This is a genomic window from Streptomyces sp. NPDC046335 (assembly GCF_055587985.1).
The window spans coordinates 324,055-341,089 of the sequence record NZ_JBVJFF010000003.1; the positions used below are offsets into that span (position 1 = coordinate 324,055).

At 72.2% G+C, this 17,035-nt stretch carries 12 protein-coding genes; all 12 read left to right on the forward strand.

Going from position 1 to position 17,035, the window contains the following annotated elements; genetic code table 11:
* The first annotated feature begins 23 nt into the window (after nt 1–23).
* The 12 genes from ACZ6JY_RS08330 to ACZ6JY_RS08385 are packed head-to-tail and all read left to right on the forward strand — an operon-like array spanning nt 24 to nt 17,033.
* Nucleotides 24–1,238, forward strand: a complete 1,215-nt coding sequence (locus ACZ6JY_RS08330; RefSeq protein WP_469193921.1) for a glycosyltransferase family 4 protein — start codon at nt 24–26, stop codon at nt 1,236–1,238.
* Complete coding sequence (locus ACZ6JY_RS08335; protein WP_469193509.1) at nt 1,235–2,632, forward strand: Wzz/FepE/Etk N-terminal domain-containing protein; 1,398 nt, start codon at nt 1,235–1,237, stop codon at nt 2,630–2,632. Before ACZ6JY_RS08330 ends, ACZ6JY_RS08335 begins: the two co-directional genes overlap by 4 nt.
* On the forward strand, nt 2,629–4,191 hold the full coding sequence (locus ACZ6JY_RS08340; RefSeq protein WP_469193511.1) for a Wzz/FepE/Etk N-terminal domain-containing protein: 1,563 nt from the start codon (nt 2,629–2,631) through the stop codon (nt 4,189–4,191). Before ACZ6JY_RS08335 ends, ACZ6JY_RS08340 begins: the two co-directional genes overlap by 4 nt.
* A gap of 3 nt (nt 4,192–4,194) precedes the next feature.
* Entirely contained in the window at nt 4,195–6,123 is a 1,929-nt protein-coding gene (gene asnB / locus ACZ6JY_RS08345; RefSeq protein WP_469193513.1) for an asparagine synthase (glutamine-hydrolyzing), read from the forward strand.
* A gap of 26 nt (nt 6,124–6,149) precedes the next feature.
* Nucleotides 6,150–8,330: a bi-domain-containing oxidoreductase gene (locus ACZ6JY_RS08350; protein WP_469193515.1), complete on the forward strand. Its 2,181-nt coding sequence runs from the start codon at nt 6,150–6,152 to the stop codon at nt 8,328–8,330.
* Nucleotides 8,330–10,297, forward strand: coding sequence for a heparinase II/III family protein (locus ACZ6JY_RS08355; RefSeq protein ID WP_469193517.1), 1,968 nt, complete (start codon nt 8,330–8,332; stop codon nt 10,295–10,297). Before ACZ6JY_RS08350 ends, ACZ6JY_RS08355 begins: the two co-directional genes overlap by 1 nt.
* A 32-nt stretch (nt 10,298–10,329) precedes the next feature.
* A complete protein-coding gene (locus ACZ6JY_RS08360) occupies nt 10,330–11,841 on the forward strand; it encodes a right-handed parallel beta-helix repeat-containing protein (protein WP_469193519.1) in 1,512 nt (503 codons plus the stop codon).
* Nucleotide 11,842: 1 nt separating this feature from the next.
* Nucleotides 11,843–13,087: an O-antigen ligase domain-containing protein gene (locus ACZ6JY_RS08365; protein ID WP_469193521.1), complete on the forward strand. Its 1,245-nt coding sequence runs from the start codon at nt 11,843–11,845 to the stop codon at nt 13,085–13,087.
* A 2-nt stretch (nt 13,088–13,089) separates the two neighbouring features.
* Complete coding sequence (locus ACZ6JY_RS08370) at nt 13,090–14,334, forward strand: glycosyltransferase family 4 protein (RefSeq protein ID WP_469193523.1); 1,245 nt, start codon at nt 13,090–13,092, stop codon at nt 14,332–14,334.
* Nucleotides 14,331–15,566 (forward strand): class I SAM-dependent methyltransferase, encoded by a 1,236-nt coding sequence (locus ACZ6JY_RS08375; protein WP_469193525.1) that lies wholly within the window; start codon nt 14,331–14,333, stop codon nt 15,564–15,566. Before ACZ6JY_RS08370 ends, ACZ6JY_RS08375 begins: the two co-directional genes overlap by 4 nt.
* A 13-nt stretch (nt 15,567–15,579) precedes the next feature.
* Nucleotides 15,580–16,374, forward strand: coding sequence for a glycosyltransferase family protein (locus tag ACZ6JY_RS08380; RefSeq protein ID WP_469193527.1), 795 nt, complete (start codon nt 15,580–15,582; stop codon nt 16,372–16,374).
* On the forward strand, nt 16,371–17,033 hold the full coding sequence (locus tag ACZ6JY_RS08385; RefSeq protein ID WP_469193529.1) for a PIG-L deacetylase family protein: 663 nt from the start codon (nt 16,371–16,373) through the stop codon (nt 17,031–17,033). The genes ACZ6JY_RS08380 and ACZ6JY_RS08385 overlap by 4 nt, the downstream gene beginning before the upstream one ends.
* The last annotated feature ends 2 nt before the right edge of the window (nt 17,034–17,035 follow it).

Below are 17,035 nucleotides of genomic sequence, written 5' to 3' on the forward strand. Positions count from 1 at the left end.
GGCAGGACCGGCGCGCGCTGATCATGGTGGAGAACCTGTCGGTGCCGTTCGACCGGCGGGTGTGGCAGGAGTGCACGACGCTGCGCGACGCGGGCTGGGAGGTGCACGTCATCTGCCCGCGGGGCAGCAAGCGGGACACCGAGCCGGAGGCAGTGATCGACGGGGTGGCCATCCACCGCTACCCGTTGCGCGCGGCCACCGGTGGTCCCGCCGGCTACCTGCGGGAGTACGGATCGGCGCTGTGGCACACGGCCCGGCTGGCCCGCAAGGTCGGCCCGGTCCATGTCGTCCACGCCTGCAACCCGCCCGACCTGCTGTTCCTGCCGGCCCGGTGGCTGACGCGGCGCGGCGCGCGGTTCATCTTCGACCAGCACGACCTGGTGCCCGAGCTGTACCTCTCCCGGTTCGACCGCGGCGAGGACCTGCTCTACCGCGGCGTGTGCGCGCTGGAACGGCTGACCTACCGGGCCGCGGACATCGTGCTCGCCACGAACGAGAGCTACCGGGACGTCGCGGTGCGCCGCGGCGGCAAGCGGCCGGAGGACGTCTTCGTGGTGCGCAGCGCGCCCGCGACCGACCGGTTCCAACCGGTGCCGCCCGAGCCGGAGTTGAAGAACGGCAAGCCTCATCTGCTGTGCTACCTCGGCGTCATGGGCCCGCAGGACGGCGTCGACTACGCCCTGCGGGCGCTCGCGAAGCTGCGCGACGAGCTCGGCCGGACCGACTGGCACGCGGTGTTCGTCGGCGGCGGCGACGCCTTCGACGCGATGGTGGAGCTGTCCCGGCAGCTGGGGCTCAGCGATCAGGTGCGGTTCACCGGGCGCATTCCGGACGCCGACCTGGTGCGCTACCTGTCCACCGCGGACGTGTGCCTCTCCCCCGACCCGCGCAATCCGCTCAACGACGTGTCGACCATGAACAAGGTCCTGGAGTACATGGCGATGGGCCGGCCGATCGTCTCGTTCGACCTGAAGGAGGCGCGGGTCTCCGCCGGTGACGCCGCCCTCTACGCGTCCGACGACGACGAGGCCGAGTTCGCCGGGCTCATCGCGCTGCTGCTCGACGATCCGGAGAAGCGGGCCCGCATGGGCAAGATCGGCCAGGAGCGGATCGGCGGACAGCTCGCCTGGCGGAACTCGCAGGCGTCGCTGCTCGCCGCCTACGCCGCCGCCTGCCGCGACCGCACTCCGGTGTCGGCGCGCGGCCCGGCCCGCGCAGGGAAGAGGCCGCACCGTTGAGCGACGACACGATACGTCTGGTCACGATCGGGCGGATTCTCCGCGGGCGTCTGCGGCTGCTGGCCGCCCTCGCCGTGGTGGGCGCGCTGGTCGGCTACGGCGTCTCGGTGCTCTTCCCGCCGCGCTACACGGCGTCGGCATCGGTACTGCTGCCGGGTCAGTGGGAGGAGCGCGAGCTGCTGACCCAGGTGGACATCGCGACCAGTTCGGCGGTGGTCGACCGCGCGGCCGCCAAGCTCGGCTGGGCGGGCGTCAGCGGGGGCGAGCTGCGGGACCAGGTGAGCGCCGAGGCCGCCGACGGGAACATCATCAAGATCTCGGGCACGGCCGGCTCCCCGGAGCGCGCGCAGCGGCTCTCCGACCGGATGGCCGGGGAGTTCATCACGTTCGCCGCGCGCATCGCGGGTGACAGCACCGACCCCGAAGCGGCCACGGGGCCTGAGGTGCTGCGGGAGAAGGTCAAGGAGACCAACCGCCGCATCACCGACCTGGCCAACGCGGCCGACCCGGGGCGGACCGTGGAGAGCGTGCAGGCCCGCACCTCGCTCGAGAAGCTCCGCACCGCGCTGGAAGAGGCCATGAAGAAGCTGGACGAGGCCGACCCGGCGAGCAGCAAGTCCGGCATGGTCGTCATGGGACCGGCGGCCCTGCCGACCGCCGAGGCGCCGCCGACGAGGACGCAGCTCATCGCCGGCGGGGCGCTGCTGTTCTTCGTGCTCGCGGTCGTCGGCCACCTCACCGCCGCGCGGACGAACCGCCGGCTGCGCGCCGAACCGGAGATCGCCGCCGCGCTGGGCTCGGCGGTCATCGGCACCGTCGACGTGCCGGAGGAACGGCGCGCGCACCGGCCGGAGGGCCGTGGCCCGTGGCCCGTGATCCGCCGGTTCCTGGCCCTCGACACCCGGTGGGACATGCCTGCCCCGCAGGCGTCCGGCGACGAGGCCGGCAGGCGCGTCCGCTACCGGCGGGTGTGCGCTCGCCTCCGGGACCGGTCGCCGGCCCCGCGGCGGCTCCTTGTCGTCGTACCGGAGGGCGACGAGATCGCCCGCCGGGCCGCCGGGCAGCTCGTCGCCGAGTCCGGGAGCGATGCTTCCCCGGCCTCCTCGAGCAGGGGGTACCCCATGCTGCGGGTGGTGGAGGTGCCGGTGTCGCAGCCGATGGTGCCGGACCGCGGCACCGAGTCCGGTGCCCTGGTCGTGCTCAGCGCGGGCAGCTGGACGGCCGGTGAGCTCGCCGGTATCGCCGAGGCGTGTGCGGACGGCAGGCACGAAGTCGTGGGCGTCGTCGTCGCCGGTCCGGTCCGGGCCGCCGCGACGCGGTCCGCCGACCGGCCCCCGGAGAACGCCACGCCGGCGTTCGCGGTCCCCGGCCACGGGACGGGAGGTTCAGGGTGACGACGCGTACGACCGATGAGCCGTCGGCAGCCGTTCCACTGCTGGACCTGCACGCGCTGGTGGTGGCGGTGCGCAGACGCCGCCGCCTCTGGTGCCTCATGGCGCTGCTGGGGATGCTGGCCGGCGTGGCGGTGGCGGTCCTGCTGCCGCCGCCGCCGACCGCGGTGACCAAGGTGCTGGTCTCCCACGCGGAGGACCAGCCCAACGACACCGGCACGCTGATCCGCACCGACGTCGAACTGCTGGGGACCACGCGCATCGCGGGCAAGGCTCTGCAAGCCCTCAAGTCCGCCGAGAAACCCGAGGACTTCATCCAGGACTACCGGGGCACCGGCCTGACCAACAACCTGCTCCGGATCGATGTGACGGGCGACAGCGACGCGCAGGCGGTGGCCCGGGCCCAGGCGCTGGCCGACGCGTTCGTCGCGGACCACGTGCGGCGGATGCGGGAGACCGCGAAGGCCGAGGCCAAGGCCCTGCTCGACCAGCGTGACCGCATGCGGGGCGAGCTGGCCGAGGTCAACGAGGAGATCGGCGACCGCTCGCCGGACAGCGACCCGGAGTCCTCGGCAAGCACCGAGTCGCTCTTCGCCCGCAGGGCCGAACTCAACTCCCGTATCGCCGACTTCGACCAGCGCGCCGCGGAGGCGCGCACCGGCACGCCCAAGCTCGTCGCGGGCACGCAGATCGTGGACGCCCCGCGCGCGGTGCCGTACTCCCTGCCCAAGGCCGCGGCCACCGACGCCGCGATCGGGCTCGCGCTCGGGCTCGCCCTGGGGCTCGCGCTGGCCGCGGTCGGCTCGGTGGTCGCGGACCGGCCCGTGCTGCGCCGGGAGATCGCGGCGAACCTGGGCGCCTCGGTCATCGCGGAGCTGCCCCGCGCGCCCCGCCTTTCGGCCCGGCTGTGGCAGCGCCGGCGGACCCGGGCGGCACGGGCGAGACTCACCACGACCCTGGCCCGTACCGTGCGCGGCTCCACGGAACCGGTGTCGCTGCTCGAACTGGGCTGTGCGCGCAGTACGAGCGTGATCGCCCTCGACGCCGCCCGGGCGCTGGCGGCGGAGGGTCCGGTGGCCGTCATCGACGGTCTGCCCGGCACGGAGCTCGCCGGCAGCCGCGAGAAGCCGGACGACGTGACCGTGGTCGGCGGCGAGCGTGCCGCGGCCATGCCGCGTCAGGTGCGCAGGCTCGGCGTCGGCTCGGTCGCGCCCGGCACGGCGTGGACCGACCTCCAGTACCTCGGTGGTCAGACCGTGCTCGTCGTGCGCGCCGGGCACGGCAGCGCCGCATGGCTGCACACCGTGGCACGGCAGCTCGCGGACCAGCGCATCGCGGTGATCGGTGTGGTGCTGATCGACCCCGATCCGCGTGACCACACCGACGGCACGCTGTGGGACGGGCTGCACACCGCGCTGCGCGGCCACCACGAGCGGCTGGCCCGGCAGAACGATGGCGGTACCTCCCACGGCGTCGAGGCCGTGGGGGATGGCCAACCGCGGACGGAACGGCCCCTGATGCCGGCCGTACGGGTCCCGGACAGTGACCAGGAGGTGCGGTAGAACATGTGTGGCATCGCAGGCACGTACCGATGGCCGGACGGGAAGGCCGTCACCGACCGGCTCACCGATGTCCTCGCCCATCGCGGTCCGGACGGGGCCGGCCGGTACGGCCACCCGCTGGGCGACGGCGACGTACAACTCGGGCACCGCCGTCTCGCCATCATCGACCTGTCCGAGACCGGCGCCCAGCCGATGGTCTCGGGCGGCCTCGCCCTCACGTACAACGGCGAGCTGTACAACGCGCCCGACCTGCGCGCCGAGCTGACGGGCGCCGGGGTGCGCTTCCGCGGCACCTCCGACACCGAGGTGGTGCTTGAGGCCTGGCGGCGCTGGGGCACGGACTGTCTGCCGCGGCTGCGCGGCATGTTCGCCTTCGCGGTCTTCGACGAGCGCACCGGTGATCTGGTGCTCGCTCGCGACCAGTTGGGCGTCAAGCCGCTGTTCCTGCTCCGGCGCGGTACGGGCCTGATGTTCGCCTCCGAGCTCAAGGCGCTCGCCGCCGTGACCGGCGGGTCGCTCGAAGTGGACCACGGGGCGCTCGTGGCCTCGCTCCTGTACTACTGGGTGCCGGACTCGCGCTGCGCGTTCCGCGAGGCGGAGAAGCTGCCGCCGGGGAGCTGGCTCAGGTGCCGCCCCGACGGCCGGGTGGAGCGCGGCCGGTACTGGAACCTGAAGGACGTCGCCGCCGAGGGCCGGGAGCGGGCCCTCAGCGGCGAGCGGCCGGACGTGGCGGCCATCGTCGAGGAGTCGACCCGGCGGCACCTGCTCTCCGACGTACCCGTGGCGACCTTCCTCTCCGGCGGCCTCGACTCCAGCTACCTGACCGCGCTCGCGGCCCGCCGGCAGCCCGGGATCTCCGCGTACACGATCGGATTCCGGCCCGAGGACGCCAAGTTCGAGGCGATGCCGGACGACCTGCGCTACGCCCGGCAGGTGGCCGAGCAGTTCGGCGTCGACCTGCACGAGATCGAGATCGCTCCGAACGTGCTCGACCTGCTGCCCCGGATGACCTACCACCTGGACGAGCCGATCGGCGACCCCGCCGCGATCAACACGTTCCTGATCTGCCAGGCCGCCCGGGAGGCCGGGGTCAAGGTGATGCTCTCGGGGATGGGCGCCGACGAGCTGTTCGCCGGGTACCGCAAGCACCTGGCCAACCTCCTCGCGCTGCGCTACCAGCGCGTCCCGCGGCCCCTGCGGCGCGGCCTGTCCAGGGCCGTGGACCGGCTGCCGGTCGCCACGGCCCGCCGGGGGTACCGGTCGGTGCGCTTCGCGAAGCGGTTCCTCTCCTTCGCCGACCTGCCGGAGGAGACCGCGTTCCGGCGCAGCTACACCATGTACGACCGGGACGAACTGCTCGGCCTGGTCGATCCCGACCTGGCGGGGACGGTCGACGACGTGCTGACCGAGCACGCGGACGTCTACGAGGACAACGAACTCGACGACTTCGTCAACCGCATGTGCCTGGGCGACTCCCGGATGTTCCTGCCGGGCCTGAACCTCGCCTACACGGACCGCTCAAGCATGGCCGCGTCGACCGAGGTACGGGTGCCGTACGTGGACGTCGAGGTGGTCAAGGCGGCGTTCACCGTGCCCGGCGACCGCAAGATCGTCGGGCGGCAGGGCAAGGCCGTCCTGAAGGAGGCGGCAGGATCGGTCCTGCCCCGGGAGATCGTCTACCGGCCCAAGGGCCTGTTCAGCGCGCCGCTGCGCGCCTGGATGAGCCGGGATCTGGCACCGCTGGTGCGCGAGGTGGTGAACGACGGCGAGCTCGTCCGTTCGGGGCTCCTGCGCCGTGACGCGCTGGCGCGGATGGTCGCCGAGGACGCCGCGGGGCAGCGGGACTTCTCCAAGCATCTGTGGCATGTGCTGACCCTTGAGTACTGGTACCGCGGCGCGACCTCCGGCTCCGGCCGGGGCGAAGCGGCCTGACAGCGCAAGAATCAAGAGGAGCTCGGGTGAAACAGGTTGTGCAGAACTACAAGAGCGGCGAGCTGGCGCTGCTCGACGTGCCCGTGCCGGAGTGCAAGCAGGGCGGCGTGCTGGTGCGGAGCGCCTACTCGCTGATCTCCACCGGGACCGAGCTCATGAAGGTGTCCGAGGCGGGCATGTCGATGGTGGGCAAGGCCCGCTCCCGTCCCGACCAGGTGGCCAAGGTCATGCAGAGCGTGGCCACCAACGGGGTGCCCGCCACCTACCGCAAGGTGATGGGCAAGCTGGACTCCTACACGCCGCTCGGCTACTCGCTGTGCGGGGTGGTCGAGCAGGTCGGTGCCGGGATCGACGATGTGGCGGTCGGCGACCTCGTGGCCTGCGCCGGCAATGAGCACGCGCTGCACGCCGAGCTGAACTGGGTGCCGAAGAACCTCTACGCCCCGGTGCCCGACGGCCTCGCGCCGCGGCACGCGGCCTTCGGCACCGTCGGGTCGATCGCGATGCAGGGTGTCCGCCGCGGCGAACCCCAGCTCGGCGACGTCGCGCTGGTCATCGGCCTCGGTCTGATCGGCCAGTTGGTGGTGCAGCTCCTCACCGCCTCGGGAGTGCGCGTCGTCGGGGTCGACCCCGACCCGGTGCGCTGCGAGCTCGCCGAGCGCTCGGGCGCGGCGGCCTGCGGCGACCCGGAGGCCGCGGCCGTGGAGGCGGCCGTCGCCGAACTCACCGGCGGCCACGGCGTGGACCAGGTGTATCTGGCCGCCGGCGGCGGCAGCAACCAGCCCGTGGAGCTGGCCGCCCGGCTGAGCCGTGACCGCGGCCGGGTCGTCGACATCGGCAAGTGCCGCCTTGACCTGCCGTGGAACGCGTACTACGAGAAGGAACTCGACGTCAGGTTCTCGCGCAGTTACGGCCCCGGGCGCTACGACCCGGAGTACGAGCTGGAGGGGCGCGACTACCCGATCGGCTACGTCCGCTGGACCGAGCGCCGCAACCTGGCGTGCTTCCTCGACCTCGTCGCCCGCGGCCGCGTCGACGTGGAGCCCCTGATCTCCCACATAGCCGACTTCGACGACGCCGCCGAGACGTACCAGCGCCTGAAGGACGGCGACCTGAAGGCGGTGGCCGTGCTGTTCCGCTACCCCGAGCAGGCGGGAGTGACGGGGGAAGCGGAGGCGGCGCCCGTGGTCGCCGTGCCCGCGGTGAACGTGCGGCGGAGTCCGGCCACGGCCGCCAGGGGGCCGGTGCGCCTCGCGTTCGTCGGCGCGGGGAACTACGCGACGTCGATGCTGCTGCCGCACCTGGTGGGGCGCGACGGCGTCGAGTTGTCCACGGTCGTCACCACGACGGCGCTTTCCGCGGCCAACGCGAAGCGGAAGTTCGGCTTCGCCGAGGCGACCACCGATCTCGACGCCGTGCTCGGCGACAAGTCCGTCGATGCGGTGTTCGTGGTCACCCGGCACAGCTCGCACGCCGAACTGACCCGCAAGGCACTCCTCGCCGGCAAGGCGGTCTTCGTGGAGAAGCCCCTGGCGCTCACCGAGGACGAGCTGGCCGATGTGCTCGCCGCGGTGGAGGAGTCCGGCAACGACCGGCTCCAGGTGGGCTTCAACCGCCGGTTCGCGCCACTGCTCCAGGAGGCCGGGAAGCGGTTCGGCGCCAGGACCGGTCCCGCGAACCTCCGCTACCTGGTCAACGCCGGCCGCCTCGCACACGGCAGCTGGTACCTCCAGCAGGGCACGCAGGGCTCGCGGTTCGCGGGTGAGGGCGGGCACTTCATCGACACGGCGAGCTGGCTGCTGGCCGCCGACCCGGTCTCGGTGTACGCGACCGCCGCCCCCGGCAACGAGGACCTCCAGGTCGTCCTGCGCTACCCCGACGGGTCCACCGCCACCATCAGCTACGTCACCACAGGACCGGCCGGCTTCCCCAAGGAGACGCTGGACATGGTCGCGGACGGCCACGCCCTGCGGCTCGACGACTTCGTCCGCGCCTCGGTGTACGGCTCCAAGCGGTGGGTCAGCTCGCGGCTGCCCAAGGCCAGGGACAAGGGCCAGTCCGCCGAGCTGGCCTCGTTCGTCAGGGCCGTGCGGACCGGCGGGCCGATGCCGGTGCCGCTGGAGTCGCTCGTCGCCACCACGGCGGCCACCCTGGCCGTGCGGACCTCCCTGGTCACCGGTGCGCCGGTGACACTGGCGAGGCCCTGATGACGGTGAACGCGGGAACTCCGGGCTGGTACCTGCGGCGGCTGGCCCGGATGGGGCCGGCCGAGGTCGGCGGCCGGGTGGGCGACGCGGTGCGCAGGCGGCGCTGGCGGTCGGCGCGGCCGGACTGCCCGAGCGTGACCGGCGCCCGGTTCACCGCGCTGCTGCCCGCCGGGACGATCGCCGCCGTGCCGCCGGACGCCGCGAAGCGTCTCGTCGCCCAGGCGGACCGGCTGATGGCCGGGCACGCCGAGTACTTCGGGGTGGACCGCGACGACCTGGCCGACCCTGACTGGTGGTACGACCCGAAGACCGGGCGCCGGGCCCCCTGGGGCTACGCCTTCGACGTGCCGTACCGCGACGAGGACGCGGTCGGCGACATCAAGCAGATCTGGGAGCTGTCCCGGCACCAGTACCTCACCGTCCTCGCCGCCGCCTACGCGGTCACCGGGAACGAGCGGTACGCCGAGCGGGTGGCCGATCACCTGCGGTCGTGGTGGGCGGCCAACCCACCGCTGCGCGGCGTGCACTGGATCAGCGGCATCGAGCTGGGCATCCGGCTGCTCTCCTGGGTGTGGGTGCGCCGGCTGCTCGACGGCTGGCCGGGCGCGGCCGCTCTCTTCGAGGACAACCCGGTGGCGCTGCGCCAGATCTGGCACCACCAGCGCTGGCTGGCCGCTTTCCCCAGCCGGGGGTCCTCGGCGAACAACCACGTCATCGCGGAGGCCGCCGGGCAGGCCGCCGCGGGCTGCGCGTTCGGCTGGTTCCCGGCGTCGGCGCGCTGGCGGGACGACGCGCTGCGGTCCCTCGACCGGCAGTTGCGGGGCAACACCTTCGGTTCCGGCCTCAACCGCGAGCTGGCCACCGAGTACCACGGACTCGTCCTTGAGCTCGGCCTGGCCGCGGTGGCCGAGGCGGACGCCGCGGACGTGCCGGTCCCCGCGACCGTACGGCTCGTGCTGCTGCGCATGACCGACGCGCTCGCGGCCGTCGTGGACAGCCGATTACGGCCGCCGCGCCAGGGCGACGCGGACGACGGGCACGGCCTGATCGTGGACGGTACGGGCACCGACCGCTGGGCCTCGCTCCTCTCCACGGGGAACGCCGTGTTCGGCTCTCTCCCCTGGTGGCCCGCGGTGACCGGCACCGATGTGCGCACCGCGCTCCTCGCCGCGCTCGTCCGGCCGTACGGGAAGCAGGAGACCGCGCCGGCCGTGGCCCGCCCGGCGCGCCGGCCGGACCACTTCGCCGACGCGGGCATGACCATCCTGCGCGGTCCGGGGGAGATCTGGTGCCGCTGCGACGGCGGTCCGCACGGCTTCCTGTCCATCGCCGCGCACGCCCACGCCGACGCGCTGTCCGTGGAGGTCCGCCACGACGGGGTCGACGTGCTCGCCGACCCGGGGACGTTCTGCTACCACGGGCAGCCCCAGTGGCGGCAGTACTTCCGCTCGACCCTCGGCCACAACACGCTGCAACTGGACGGCGCCGACCAGTCCGTCTCCGGCGGCCCGTTCCTGTGGACCCGGCATGCCCGCAGCCGCGTCCTGGTCGCGGACCCGTCCGGCGACGGCGTGGCCCGCTGGTCCGCCGAGCACGACGGCTACGAGCGCTCCGTGCACCGCCGCCGGGTGGAGCTGACCGCCGCGAGCCGGGAGCTGCGCGTGATCGACGAGGTGCGCGGCCAGGGCAGGGCCGCGCGCCTGGCCTTCCACCTCGGCCCCGCGATCACCGCGGACCTGGTGGGGAACCGGGCGGTGCTCACCTGGACCCGGGACGGCGAGAACCGCTCGGCGGTGCTCGACCTGCCGGGACAGCTGAGCTGGCGGGCGCACCGCGGCGAGACCGATCCGCCGCTGGGCTGGTACTCCCCCGGCTTCGGGCGCAAGGAACCCGCCACGGCGCTGATAGGCACCGGCTTCGCCGACGGCACGGAGGGGTTCACCACCGTACTGAGGTTCCGGGGCTAGGGGGACGCGTGGTGATCAGGCGGCATTGGGCCTTGCCCGCGGCACCGCTGGCGGTGGTCCTGCTGGTGGCGACGGGGTGTACGGGCACGTCGGACGCCCCGGCGGAGCCGACCGGCAGGCCCTCCGCGTCCGGGGCGCCCGCCACGTCCGTGGCCCGGATGTGCGCCAAGCCCGCGGCCGGGCCCGCGAAGGCGCCGAAGGGCGCGGTGACGGTCGACCCGTCGGTCGTCGGTGACCTGGCGGCGAAGACCGAGAGCAGCCCCCCGAACACCACGTTCTGGCTCCGGCCGGGCAAGCACAGGCTCAAGCCGGAGCGGTACGCGCAGGTCATGACCAAGAAGGGGAACCGCTACATCGGCGCGCCGGGCGCGGTGCTCGACGGCCGGAAGAAGAACCAGTACGCGTTCAGCGGCACCGCCCCCGGCGTCACCATCCGCCACCTGACCGTGGAGCGTTTCGTCGCACCGCACGACGAAGGCGTGGTCAACCACGACATGGCCGACGGGTGGGTGATCGAGCACGCGAAGATCCAGTACAACTCCGGCGCCGGGCTGATGGCCGGCGCCCGCCAGCAGGTCCGCGCCAGCTGCCTGCGCGACAACGGGCAGTACGGAATGAACGCGTACAAGACCGGCGACTCCATCAAGGGTCTCGTGGTCGAGGGCAACGAGATCGTGGGCAACAACACCGACGACTGGGAGCGGCGGCAGGAGGGCTGCGGCTGCACCGGAGGCGTCAAGTTCTGGGCCGTCGACGGCGCCGACATCCGCGGCAACTGGGTGCACGACAACCGCGGGGCCGGGTTGTGGGCGGACAACAACAACAACGACTTCCGCATCGAGGACAACGTCCTCGAAGCCAACGACGGCGCCGCGCTGATGTATGAGACCAGCTACAACGCGGTCATCCGGAACAACACGATCCGGCGGAACAACTGGGTCGAGGGCCGCAAGTACGCCGAGCGCGGCGACGACTTCCCGTACGCGACCATCTACGTGTCCGAGGCCGGCGGCGAGCCACGGGTCCGGGCCCGCACGGACAAGATCGAGATCTACCGCAACGTGCTGGAGGACAACTGGTCCGGGATCACCCTGTGGGAGAACGCCGACCGGTTCTGCAACAGCCCGGCCAACACCTCGACCGGCTACTGCACGTTGCTGGTGAAGGACACCGACCGCTGCGCGCGGCCGAAGATCACCACCGCGCCCCTGTACGCCGACTGCCGGTGGAAGACCCAGCGGGTGGACATCCACGACAACCGTTTCTTGCTGGACACGTCCGTCGTCAAGTGCTCGGTGGAGTGCGGCCGCATGGCGGTGCTCGCCAACTACGGCACCTACCCGAAGTGGTCGCCGTACAAGGGCAAGCGGGTGGCCGAGGCGATCACCCACAAGCAGCACAACCGCTGGCACGACAACGTCTACCGCGGGCCGTGGAGCTTCGTCGCCAAGGACACGAGCCAGAAGCTCGACTCAGGGCAGTGGCAGGAGACGCCGTACCGGCAGGACGCGGGCAGCACGTTCACCTCACGGGCCGGTGATTGAGATGGGCGGCTACACGGCGCGCGGCGGCACGCCGAAGGCCGTCGGCATGGTCTGGGTGCTGCTTGGCCTCAACACGCTCGGCTCCGCCGGGGCGAAGACCATCGTCCCGCTGCCCCGCTCCCTCATCCAGATGGCCACCATGGGGGCGCTGGTCGCGGCGTTCACGCTGGCGCTCGCGCTCAATCTCCGGCTGCGCGTCCGGGCCGGCGCCTTCGTGTTCCTGCTGACCCTGCTGCTCGTGCCGAGCGTGATCTCCAGCGCGAACCTGGAGGTCGGCTTCGGCGCGCTGTTCCGCTGCGCCCGGCTCGCTCTCTTCGTCGGCACGCTGTGGCTGCTCAGCCGCTGGTGGGACGGCGGCCTGACCTTCGTGCGCCACCACATCCGGATGTACTTCGCGGTGCTCGGCTCGGTGGCCGTCGGCCTGGTCATCTCACCGGGAACGGCCCTGCCCGAGTACTACGGCGGGCGGCTCGTCGGCGCGTTGTGGCCGCTCACCCCGCCGCAGATCGGACAGTACGCCGCAGTGATCATCGGTCTCACCGTGCTGCTCCTGCTGGGCCGTCGCACCGACAAGGCCGGTGCGGCGGTCATCATCGTGTCCTCACTCGTGCTGCTCGCGCTCACCCACACCCGCACGGCCACGATCGGCCTGATCATCGCGCTGACGCTGGCGGTCGGTTCGCTCATCCTGACCAGTGCGGCCGCCCGCCGGTTCTTCACCTGGGCGGTGCTGAGCGCCACGGTGGCCGCGGTGGTGTTCAGTTCGGCGCTGCGGGCGTGGTTCCTGCGCGGGCAGGACCAGGAGAACCTCTCCAACCTCACCGGTCGCGCCAAGGTCTGGGACGCCCTGCTCGCGGAGGACCGGACGACCGCGGAGAAGTGGTTCGGCATGGGCCTTGGCGACAAGTCGTTCGGCGGGCTGCCGATCGACAACAGCTGGCTGGCCGTCTACCACGAGCAGGGTCTGATCGGCATCACCATCGTGGCGACGCTCGTCGCCGTGCTCGGCGCCGTCGCGCTGCTGCGGCCACCGTCGTTGCAGCGGGCCTGCGCGATCTTCCTCATCAGCTACTGCGGGATCTCCTCGTACACCGAGGCCGGTCTCGGCGACGCCTCGCCCTATCTGCTGCACCTGGCCCTGGCCGCCGCCCTGCTCGCGGCACCCGCCGCGGCCACGCCCCTGCCGGTGCCGCCCGCCCCTCGACGACGTGTCCCGAGCTGGGCCCGGGACCGGAAGGTGACCTGACCATGCACGTCCTCGTGGTGCACAACCGCTACTCCTCGGCGCAGCCGAGCGGGGAGAACCGAGTCGTCGACGAGGAGGTGGGGCTGCTGCGCGCGGCCGGCCACCGGGTCGAGGTGTTCGAGCGACGCAGCGACGACATAGCCGCCCGGTCGCTGCTCGCCAAGGTCGCGGTGCCGCTCCTCGTGCCGTGGAACCCGGCGGTCCGCACAGAACTCGCGGCCCGGCTCCGCGCCGAACGGCCCGACGTGGTGCACGTCCACAACGTCTTCCCACTCCTGTCCCCCTCGGTCATCGCCGCCTGCGCCGACGCCGATGTGCCCGTCGTCGCCACGCTGCACAACTACACCCAGGTCTGCCCGCCCGGCACCCTGCACCGGGACGGCAGGCCGTGCACCGAGTGCGTCGGTTCGAAGATGTCGCTGCCCGCCGTGCGGCACGGCTGCTACCGCGACTCCCGCCTCGCGACGGTGCCGCTCGCGGTCAGCTTGTCGGTCAACCGGCGGCGTTGGTGGTCCGGCGTGGAGCGGTTCTTCTGCATCTCCGCGGCGCAGCGCGACATCCTGGTGCGGTCGGGCATGCCGCCCGGACGTCTCGCGGTGAAGCACAACTTCGTGCCCGACACGGGCACCCGCCGCACGGGCGCCGGTGAGCACCTGCTCTTCCTCGGCCGGCTCGCGGAGGCCAAGGGCGTGCGGCTGCTCATGACCGCGTGGGACGAGATCGCGGCGAGCGGCGGAGTGGGCGTGCCGCTCGTGTTCGTCGGCGCGGGGCCACTGGCGGACGAGGTGACCGCCTGGGCGGCGGGCCGGGACGACGTGCGCTACCTCGGCCTGTACGACCCGGAGCAGTGCAGGGAGGCCATCTCGCGGTCGGTCGCCATGGTGACTCCGTCGGAGGCCATGGAGACGTTCGGCCTGGTGGTCGCGGAGGCGATGGCGGCCGGGGTTCCGTCCGTCGCCGCGAGTCACGGCTCCTTCGTGGAACTCGTCGAGGACGGCGTGACCGGGCTGCTCCACCGGCCGGGCGACTCCGCCTCGCTCGCGTCCCGCATACGCCGGATCACGGCCGATCCGGACCTCAACCGGGCGATGGGCCTGGCGGCCCGGCGCCGTTACGAACAGGGTTTCAGCCCGGCCGTGGGTCTTGAGCGCCTGGTGGAGGGATACCGAACCGCGATCGCGGGTCGGTCAGCACTGGCTCGCGGCGGGGACACCCGCGCGGGCAAGGGGAATGGGAACAGCAGATGACTCAATGCCGACTCTGCGGCTCGGAAGCGATGGCGAGCGTCGTCGACCTCGGAGCGACGCCGCCGTGCGAGAGCTTCCTCGCCGCGGACCAACTGGACAGGGCGGAGCCCGCGTACCCGCTGCACCTGCGGGTCTGCACCGACTGCTGGCTGGCGCAGATCCCGCCGCTGATCACGCCGGAGGAGACGTTCAGCGAGTACGCGTACTTCTCCTCCTTCTCGACCTCCTGGGTGGAGCACGCGCGCACGTTCGTCGCCGACGCCGTGCGGCGCCTGGACCTCGGACCCGACGCCTTCGTGGTCGAGGTCGCGAGCAACGACGGGTACTTGCTGAAGCACATGGTGGACCGGGGAATCCGCTGCCTGGGCATCGAGCCGTCGGTGAACGTCGGCGCGGCGGCGCGGGAGGCGGGCGTGCCCACGCTCACGGAGTTCCTGAGCCCGGACACCGGCTCGGCCGTCCGCGCCGAGCACGGCCCGGCGGACCTGGTCGTGGCCAACAACGTGTACGCGCACATCCCCGACGTGGTCGGGTTCACCCAGGGGCTGCGCGCCCTGGTCGCCGACGACGGCTGGGTCTCCATCGAGGTGCAGCACCTGCTGACCCTGATCGAGCAGAACCAGTACGACACGATCTACCACGAGCACTTCCAGTACTACACGGTGGCGTCCGCGATCCGGGCGCTGGCGAGCGGCGGACTGACCCTGGTGGACGTGGAGTTGCTGCCCACGCACGGCGGCTCCATCCGGCTCCTCGCCCGGCCGGCCGAGGTGGCCGGTGAGCCCTCGCAGCGGGTGGCCGACGTCCTGGACCGGGAGAAGGCCGCCGGGCTCCAGGAGCTGTCCGGGTACACCGAGTTCTCCGACCGGGTGGCCAAGGTGCGCCGGGACCTCCTGAAGTTCCTCATCACAGCGGCCGAGCGCGGCGAGACGGTCGTCGGCTACGGCGCCCCCGGCAAGGGCAACACCCTGCTCAACCACTGCGGCATCCGGCCCGACCTGCTCTCGTACACGGTCGACCGCAATCCCTACAAGCACGGCAGGTTCACCCCGGGCACCCGCATCCCGATCCTGCCGCCCGAGCGGATCGCCGCCGACCGGCCGGACTACGTACTGGTCCTGCCCTGGAACCTGCGGGCCGAGCTGGTCGAGCAACTGTCCTTCGTGCACTCCTGGGGCGGCCGTCTCGTCTTCCCCATCCCGGAACTGAGCATTGTCGATGCCACGTCATGAAAGAGGTCGCAGCATGAAGGTCGTACTGTTCTGCGGCGGTTACGGAATGCGGATGCGCAGCGGCGCCGCCGACGACGTACCCAAGCCGATGGCGATGGTCGGCCCACGGCCCCTGATCTGGCACGTCATGCGCTACTACGCGCACTTCGGGCACACCGAGTTCATCCTGTGCCTCGGCTACGGCGCCCACCACATCAAGGACTTCTTCCTCAACTACGAGGAGACGACGTCCAACGACTTCGTGCTGCGCGGCGGCCGGGCCGAGCTGCTGTCCACCGACATAGCCGACTGGACGATCACGTTCGCGCAGACCGGCATCGAGTCACCCATCGGTGAGCGGCTGCGCCGGGTGCGGCACCACCTGGACGGCGACGAGATGTTCCTCGCCAACTACGCCGACGTGCTCACCGACGCCCCGCTGCCCCGGATGATCGACCAGTTCGCCCGGCGCGACGCCGGCGCGTCGATGATGGTGGTGCCGCCGCAGTCCTCGTTCCACTGCGTGGACCTGGGCGAGGACGGCCTGGTGGGAGGCATCACCGCGGTGAGCGAACTGCCGCTGTGGGAGAACGGCGGCTACTTCGTGCTCCGCCAGGAGGTCTTCGACCACATCCCGGAGAACGGTGACCTGGTCGCCGACGGCTGCGCCCAACTGGCCAAGCGAGGCCGGGCGGTGGCGTACCAGCACCGCGGCTTCTGGAAGCCGACCGACACCGTGAAGGAGCGGGCCGCGCTCGACGACGCCTACACCCGCGGCGACCGCCCGTGGGCCGTGTGGGAGCGGGACGGCGCGGAGGTGGGGGCGTGATACGGCTCGGGACCGGACGGCTGGACCGGATCGCGGCGGTGGGCGCGCACTGCGACGACATCGCCATCGGCGCCGGCGGCACGCTCCTCACGCTGTGCCGCGCGCGGCCGGGCATCCGCGTGGACGCGCTGGTGCTCACCGGCGGTGGCGGTGAGCGGGAGCAGGAGGAGCAGGCCGCGCTCGCCGCCTTCTGCCCCGGCGCCGACCTGCGCCTGACCGTGCTCAAACTGGCGGACGGCCGGCTGCCCGCGCAGTGGGAGGAGGCCAAGGCCGCCGTCGAGGAGCTGCGCGGGCAGACCGATCCCGACCTGGTGCTCGCCCCTCGCACCGATGACGCCCACCAGGACCACCGCGGCCTGGCGAAGCTCATGACCACCGCGTTCCGCGACCATCTCGTACTCGGCTACGAGATCGTCAAGTGGGACGGCGATCTCGGCCGCATGGCGGCGTACCAGCCGCTGGCGCCGGAGATCGCCGAACAGAAGGTGCGGCTGTTGCAGGAGCACTACCCCTCGCAGCGGCACCGGCCCTGGTACGACCGCGAGGCCTTCCTGGGTCTCGCGCGTATCCGCGGCATCGAAAGCCACGCGCGTTACGCCGAGGCGTTCGCCGTCACCAAACTCACTCTCGATCTCGGCACTTTCGACCTGGGGGAATGAAC